The organism is Bacteriovorax sp. DB6_IX (genome assembly GCF_000447775.1).
In the GTDB taxonomy this organism is placed as follows: Bacteria; Bdellovibrionota; Bacteriovoracia; order Bacteriovoracales; family Bacteriovoracaceae; genus Halobacteriovorax_A.
The window spans coordinates 1-6,539 of the sequence record NZ_AUNJ01000178.1 but is presented as its reverse complement, the minus strand read 5'-3'; the positions used below and the strand labels follow the sequence as shown (position 1 = coordinate 6,539).

10 protein-coding genes are annotated in these 6,539 nt (G+C 38.1%); 7 read left to right on the top strand and 3 right to left on the bottom strand.

Annotated elements, in window-relative coordinates; genetic code table 11:
- On the bottom strand, positions 1-275 hold a 275-nt coding region (locus M901_RS05300), incomplete at its 3' end, for a DoxX family protein (RefSeq protein WP_021277155.1).
- 436 nt (positions 276-711) lie between these two features.
- Here M901_RS05300 and M901_RS05290 point away from each other — a divergent pair.
- Both M901_RS05290 and M901_RS05285 read left to right on the top strand, forming a co-directional pair.
- Positions 712-1,284: a hypothetical protein gene (locus tag M901_RS05290; protein ID WP_021277149.1), complete on the top strand. Its 573-nt coding sequence runs from the start codon at positions 712-714 to the stop codon at positions 1,282-1,284.
- 86 nt (positions 1,285-1,370) lie between these two features.
- Positions 1,371-2,237 (top strand): septum formation initiator family protein, encoded by an 867-nt coding sequence (locus M901_RS05285; RefSeq protein ID WP_021277151.1) that lies wholly within the window; start codon positions 1,371-1,373, stop codon positions 2,235-2,237.
- 1 nt (position 2,238) lies between these two features.
- Here M901_RS05285 and M901_RS05280 read toward each other — a convergent pair whose 3' ends face one another.
- Entirely contained in the window at positions 2,239-2,769 is a 531-nt protein-coding gene (locus tag M901_RS05280; RefSeq protein WP_081653358.1) for a DUF192 domain-containing protein, read from the bottom strand.
- Between the two features lie 44 nt (positions 2,770-2,813).
- Between M901_RS05280 and aspS the strand changes: the two genes are divergently transcribed.
- Positions 2,814-4,595, top strand: coding sequence for an aspartate--tRNA ligase (gene aspS / locus M901_RS05275; RefSeq protein ID WP_021277146.1), 1,782 nt, complete (start codon positions 2,814-2,816; stop codon positions 4,593-4,595).
- A 103-nt stretch (positions 4,596-4,698) separates the two neighbouring features.
- On the opposite strand, the gene rpsU is transcribed toward aspS, so the two are convergent.
- Positions 4,699-4,923 carry a 30S ribosomal protein S21 gene (rpsU, locus tag M901_RS05270; RefSeq protein WP_021277156.1) on the bottom strand — a complete coding sequence of 75 codons (225 nt, stop codon included), beginning with the start codon at positions 4,921-4,923 and terminating at the stop codon, positions 4,699-4,701.
- 82 nt (positions 4,924-5,005) lie between these two features.
- Here rpsU and M901_RS05265 point away from each other — a divergent pair, with 82 nt between their 5' ends.
- From M901_RS05265 to M901_RS05250, 4 genes are all read left to right on the top strand, one after another.
- The gene (locus M901_RS05265; RefSeq protein ID WP_198295349.1) at positions 5,006-5,302 is read left to right on the top strand and encodes a hypothetical protein; all 297 of its coding nucleotides are present in this window, start codon (positions 5,006-5,008) and stop codon (positions 5,300-5,302) included.
- Positions 5,303-5,317: 15 nt separating this feature from the next.
- Positions 5,318-5,710, top strand: coding sequence for a M20/M25/M40 family metallo-hydrolase (locus M901_RS05260; RefSeq protein WP_034720581.1), 393 nt, complete (start codon positions 5,318-5,320; stop codon positions 5,708-5,710).
- The gene (locus M901_RS05255) at positions 5,679-6,032 is read left to right on the top strand and encodes a peptidase dimerization domain-containing protein (protein WP_021277153.1); all 354 of its coding nucleotides are present in this window, start codon (positions 5,679-5,681) and stop codon (positions 6,030-6,032) included. Before M901_RS05260 ends, M901_RS05255 begins: the two co-directional genes overlap by 32 nt.
- Positions 6,033-6,244: 212 nt before the next feature.
- On the top strand, positions 6,245-6,539 hold a 295-nt coding region (locus M901_RS05250; protein ID WP_021277148.1), incomplete at its 3' end, for a GNAT family N-acetyltransferase.

The window sequence follows — 6,539 nt, the reverse complement described above, 5'->3', positions numbered from 1 at the left end:
CCATGAACCATGAAAGTTGCAACAAGCATTGTAAATAGAAGTGGAAGTGAGGCCCATCTCGTTTTGATCCCTAAGATGATAAGGATCTGGCAGAAAAATTCTGTAAAGACAGCACCTGTTAAGGAAGCAGTTGGTCCAATTCCTAGAGGATCTGGAAAACCTCCCATTTTTGCTCCAAAGTTTACAAGCTTACTCCACCCATGAGGGAAGATCATCATTAGTCCTGAAGCGACTCTTAAAAATAAAATTCCTAAATCCGTAGATAATTTATCCATGTTTAAATCCTCTTTTTGTTTATGTAACTAAGATATTTTTATCCTCGATCAGAGATTGAGACAAATGAGGAGTTTCAAAGACTTGCCAAGATGTGTCTTAAAGACCTACAATTTTAATATGTCTAGTTTTTACCTATGGAGGGGTAACTGTGCACACAAGTGGAGAGTTTGATTTTTTAGCTCAAGAAACGGCGCGTCTAGCTGAGACGATGTCTGATAGTGAATTTGAGAGAGTAATTTTTTTCTTAATCCAACTGAGCAATCTCAGTCAGAGATTGAAGATGACGTTAATGAGGTTGAAGAAACTTCTGAGGCTCAGCTTGTCGATTATCCTAATGCCCCAGGTCTAGTTTATAATATTTGTAGAAGTGGAAATACTTTTTCCCTTAGAGGTCTTACGACAACTTCAATTGAAGATTCATTTGATTCTTTGACAATGGGAGATAAGTCGATTTTAAGAAGTCTTAAACTTTCTGAAGATGAGCTTGATGATGTGAGATTCGAAGAATTTGAATCTGTCGAGCAAGCTGAGATAGTCTATGATCAGCTTTTCAATAAGAGATTTCCATTAGAAGAAGATATCCTTTGTAATATTGGTGATCCAGGATTTAGCTGGTGGTATGGAAAATCTGAAGATGGTTTTAGAATCAACTTTAAGAGCCATAAGCTAACAGGTTCTGGAGAGAGACTAAGATTAGGGCCTATTGGTGATGTTGTTGTCGCCTGTTTAAGATTAAATCGTCTAAAAGACCATTTTAAGTTTCATATCCCAATTAGCGAAATTGTAATTAGTGAGAAACAATTTGTTTTAAAAAGTTCTGATACAACTCACCCAATACTAAAAGAGTTAATGGATCTCTTTGAAAAAGGTGAGATTGAAGAGGAAAGTGCTCTTCTTTGCGAATTAGGACTTACTGAGAAGTTATATTTAAGAGAATTGGCCGCAGTTAGAAGATTTTGGCTTAAAATTGAAAGAAAACTTTCGGAAAATTACCAGATTATCAATTAGTTAGTTGAGAAAAATTCAAAATCTGGATAAAATAATAAAAAACAGGACGTTTTTTATAAAAAATTTTTTAACAACAGGATGTTACATTGCAATTCTCATTTGATAGAAGATCCTCAAGTGCGGAAAGTGCTCCCACAGCTTCTGCTGGAGCAGATGAAAAATTAAAGAAGGCCATCGAAAGAAATCGAGCAAAAATGGCCAAGAGGCAGATGCGATCATCTCCTCCTCCAAGTGGTGCGACTCCACCTCCTGTTAGAAACGCTGGTGCAAAACCATCTTTAGCTGATAAATTAAGAAGAAGTACGTCATCGGGTCTTCCAGGTAAGACGGCACCACAATCTGCTCAAGCCCCTCAGGCTGCGCAAAGGCCGCCGCAAAGACCGACTCCTTCAGCTTCAGAATCACTCATTGATAAAATGCGTGCTCGTAGAGGTACTCCAAGTCCTTCTCAAGCATCTGCTACTCCATCATCAAATACATCTGTCCGTCGCCGCCAGGTGACAGATCCAAATAATATTGAAATGGCCGAGCCTATTCAAAGAAGAACGACAGCTCCTGCGCCAGTTGCTTATTCTGATGCAACACCTGTTAAGGCTCCATCAAAGACTTCTGTAAAGGCCAAGAGAACTGTAAAGACTAAGAGTAAGAAGTCTGCTGGTTTAACTGGTTGGGCTGTAAAAGGAACTTGGGCATTTTGTACATTCCTTCTTTTAAGACTAATTTTTTCTGAAGGTGGAGTGATTGAATACTATGACAAGAAGTCAGCTCTTGATCAAAAGAGATATGAACTGGAAACTTTGAAAAAAGAGAATGTATCACTGATGGAAGAACTTGAAATGATCCGTTCAAACTCTCGTTACCAAAAGAAGCTCGTTAGAGATCATCTTGGTTATATTGCAAGAGATGAATATCTTATACTCTTTCCTGAATCTCGAAACCGTCGTTACAATTAGATTATAAACTTTTAAAAATTTTCATAACTTTATTAGGAGACTTCCACTTTAAGAAGTCTCCTTTTTTTATTGCGAAAACTTTAGCCATTCCTGCATGAAGTTCGAGAACATAGCGAGAATAGTATGACTTGGTTCTCGGAATATCTTTATCCGGTGAACGCTTTGGAAAGTGTGGTACGTTTTCTTCTAGTCCCACAACTTTGAGCTCACGGTTTAAAAAGATAATATCGAGATTAAATTTCGTTGAAGGCATCCAAAAAACTCGCTGCTCATCAATAGGGTAATAGAAGAATAATCCCTCGTGCTTTTGCATCTTGCTCTTATCTAAATCCGATAGGCCTTGAACTTTTTCCATTGGACTTATTGCCCATGAGACTTCGATTTCTTTTTTATTTGGTGTGATCAGCGTAGCACTAGGCCATTTCTTATTGAGAAACTGTGCGTAACAGCTGGAAGAAATAGCACTAAAAAGCACTCCTAATAGCAGAATTTTACTGAGTATTTGTGGGACAGATGCTATAAATAGTCTCATAAATAATAGAATACTTTGAAAGCGAATTTATAGGGAGACGCTACATGTCAAAACTAGAAGGACTATTGCGAACTCATCACTGTGGTGAATTAAGAGCAGAACACGAGGGTCAAGAGGTGACTCTTTGTGGTTGGGTTAATAAAAACCGTGACTTAGGTGGATTACACTTTATTGACCTAAGAGATAAGTACGGGTTAACTCAACTTGGATTCACTGATTTCAAAGGTGATCTTGAAATTCTTAAGAAATGTCACCTTGAGTCAGTTATTAAGGCCAAGGGTGTTGTGAGAAAGAGACCGGCCGAAGCGCTTAATAAGAATATGCCAACTGGTGAAGTTGAACTCTCTGTAACTGAATTAGAACTTCTTTCTGGTTCAGATATTAATAATATTCCATTTCTTCCACACGGTGCAATTGAGGCCACTGAAGATAATAAGCTGAAGTATCGTTATCTTGATTTGAGAACATCGAAACTCCAAGAAATGCTTAAGTTGAGATCTGATGTGACACTGGCCGTGAGAAATACAATGGTTTCAGAAGGATTTGTTGAAGTAGAGACACCAGTTCTTTACAAGTCAACTCCTGAGGGTGCGAGAGACTATATTGTCCCTTCACGTGTTCACCCTGGTCATGTTTATGCTCTTCCACAGTCTCCACAGACATTGAAGCAGCTACTTATGATTGGTGGAACTGATAAGTACTTCCAGATTTGTAAGTGTTTTAGAGATGAAGATCTTAGAGCGGATAGACAACCTGAATTTACTCAAATTGATATTGAGGTTTCTTATACGACAGAGACATATATTAAGAATCTTGTAACGAAACTTGTGAGAAATCTTTTTAAGCTTGATGAGAGTTATGAGATTCCTGTAATGAGTTACGCTGATGCGATGAGAGATTATGGTTGTGATAAGCCAGATGTGAGATTTGGTCTAAAACAACATGTTGTCACAGAACTATTTGAAGGAACAGAGTTCGGTGTTTTCGCCAATGCTATTAAATCTGGTGGAATGATTAAGACAATGTTCGTTCCAGCACAAATGGGAACTTTCTCTAGAAAGGTTCTTGATGGTTTTGTTGATGTTGTTAAGCCTCATGGTGGAAAGGGTGTTGCTTTCTTTAAAGTTGAAGACTCTAAAGCTTCTGGTGGTATTTCTAAATTTATCACTGAAGATATTCTTACTAAACTTTCTGGTCTTGAAGAGCAGACTCAAGCCGGAACTTGGCTCTTCTTTGCAGATGAAGAAAGTGTTGTTCACTCTTCAGCTGACGCTCTAAGAAGACACCTTGGAAAAGAGCTCAACCTCATTGGTGAAGGTTACAAATTCCTATGGGTTAATAACTTCCCATTATTTGAATATGATGATGGTCGCTTCTATGCTATGCACCACCCATTTACAATGGTTAACGAGTCTCAACTTGAAGACTATATGAATGCTGATATGACAGACCCTAATGGACCATTAAAAGATCTCTGTGCTCAAGCTTATGACCTTGTTTGTAATGGTTATGAAATTGGTGGTGGATCAATCAGAATTCACAACCAAGATGTTCAAGAGAGAATGTTTGAACTTCTAGGAATGAGTGAAGAAGAAGTTAAGTCTCAATTTGGATTCTTTATTGAGGCCCTTAAATATGGAACACCTCCACATGGTGGTCTTGCTTTTGGTTTAGATCGTCTTGTGATGATTCTAGCTGGAACAGATAATATTAGAGATGTTATCGCCTTCCCAAAAACAACGACAGCATCAGATATGATGTCTTCTGCACCATCAATTCCTGCAACAGAGCAGACTGATGAGCTTCATTTTTCTTTTAAAAAGTAATTCAATACGTATAAAAAAATAGGCCTCGTAAAGAGGCCTATTCCATTCGAAGAGTTATAACAAATTAAGAACACTCATAATCAAACATAGCGATATTTGACTATTAGTACCTTCTGCTAAATCGTGATTTCTTTCTTTCAAGTTTTAAACGTTTCTTTTGTGCAGCTTCATTTTTTTCTTTGAGAACAAGAGAGGGCTTCTTGTATTCCTTTCTCTTTTTGTATTCTCTTTTAATACCGTACTTCTCACAAAGGCGTTGAAACTTCTTTAGTGATCTATTGGCATCGTCATGTGATTTGATTTCTATTTTTACTATTTCTTTACTCATGGGCTCATTTAAACATCTCAGGATTTGAATTTAAACTTTTAATCAAGATGGTTTGGTAATCCCGAAGTCGTGAGAGAGAAGGTTGAATTTGGAGGGCCAAACATACTATGGTTATAAAAAAGGAGGTCGCATCTTATTTCAAGAGCTATCAGAAGAGACAAAAGATTCGGAACCAGATAGTTTTTATGAAGAACTACTCTTGGGGATGGTTAAAACAAACTCCCATACTTCAAATCGAATCGGGGTCCAAAAAGTAAGCGAAGTCTTCGCTTCTTGTTTGGAAGAGATCGGTTTTAAAGTCAACTGGCATGAAAACTCGGATGGGGTGGACAAGAGTGCGCCACTAATGATTGCCGTAGTATTTTCAGCATGCCCCTAATTTTATTACACTCGTTTGTCATCAGACACGGTCTTTAAACAAGAGGATAACTTTCCTATTAGGAAAGAAGGGGATCGTATTTACGGTCCAGGAATCGTTGATAATAAGGCGGGGATGATTGTTATTTTACGAGGTCTTATTCACTTGCTGGCCAATAGCAAAGGGAAGAATTTCCAATATGGTCTAAGAGTGATTTGTTCTCCTAATGAAGAAACAGGTTCTAATGGATTTTTAGATATCTTTAAAAATCTCGCACGTAACTCAGACATTGTTCTTGGGTTTGAGCCTGCTTATGGTGAGGGACACATCATAAATGGGAGAAAGGGGAATCGTTGGTATGAAATTGAAATTGAGGGAAAGAAGGCCCACTCGGGACGTGATCACAAAAAAAGGGATCAATGCTTGTAGTGAAATGGCCATGCAGGTTTCAAAACTTCACCAACTAACTGACTATCAAAAAGATCTAACTATTAATGTTGGTCGTATTGAAGGTGGGAAGCAACACAATATTGTGAGTGATTATGCCTATGCCCAGGTTGAAGCAAGATTTCCATGTCATGCTTCACGACATTTTGTGATCGAAAAAATTGAAGAGGCGTTGGACAACACCCATGTCTCATCTTTGATGGAGATCAAAGTGCAAAAATCTCTTATAAAGTCGTCGACGATTGTCCGCCATTCTGTCCGACACCAAAGAGTGATGAGGTTTCAACCTTATATCAAAATCTAATAGCAGAAATTGAAAACAAAGAGATCTCTACCTTACAGGTTGGTGGAGCCGCAGATGTGAACCACTTTAGTACTGGGAACAAAGTTATTTTAGACGGATTAGGCGCAGTTGGAGGAGGAATGCATACCTTTAATGAGTTTCTCCATGTACCGAGCTTGAAGACTCGTTCACTGGCCCTGTCGCAATTATTAATGAACTTATTAGGAGTTTAGATGAAAGAAAGTATTGATATTGAAAAAGCAAGTATGAATGATATGGGAAGAGTTGCAGAAATTATTCGTTCTTCAGCATCTTGGTATGAACCATTTCTAGCAGAGAAAGATTATGACCAACACTATGTTGATGAGAAGTGGGCAGAAGACAACTTTAAAAAAAGAAATTTCTTCGTCGGTAAGAAGGACGATGGAAAGATTGTTGGAACAGTCACAACACAATACTTTGGTAAGGATACTTATCTGGGATATGTTTATCTTGATGCAGAGGAAACCGGAAAAGGTTTTGGGAAGG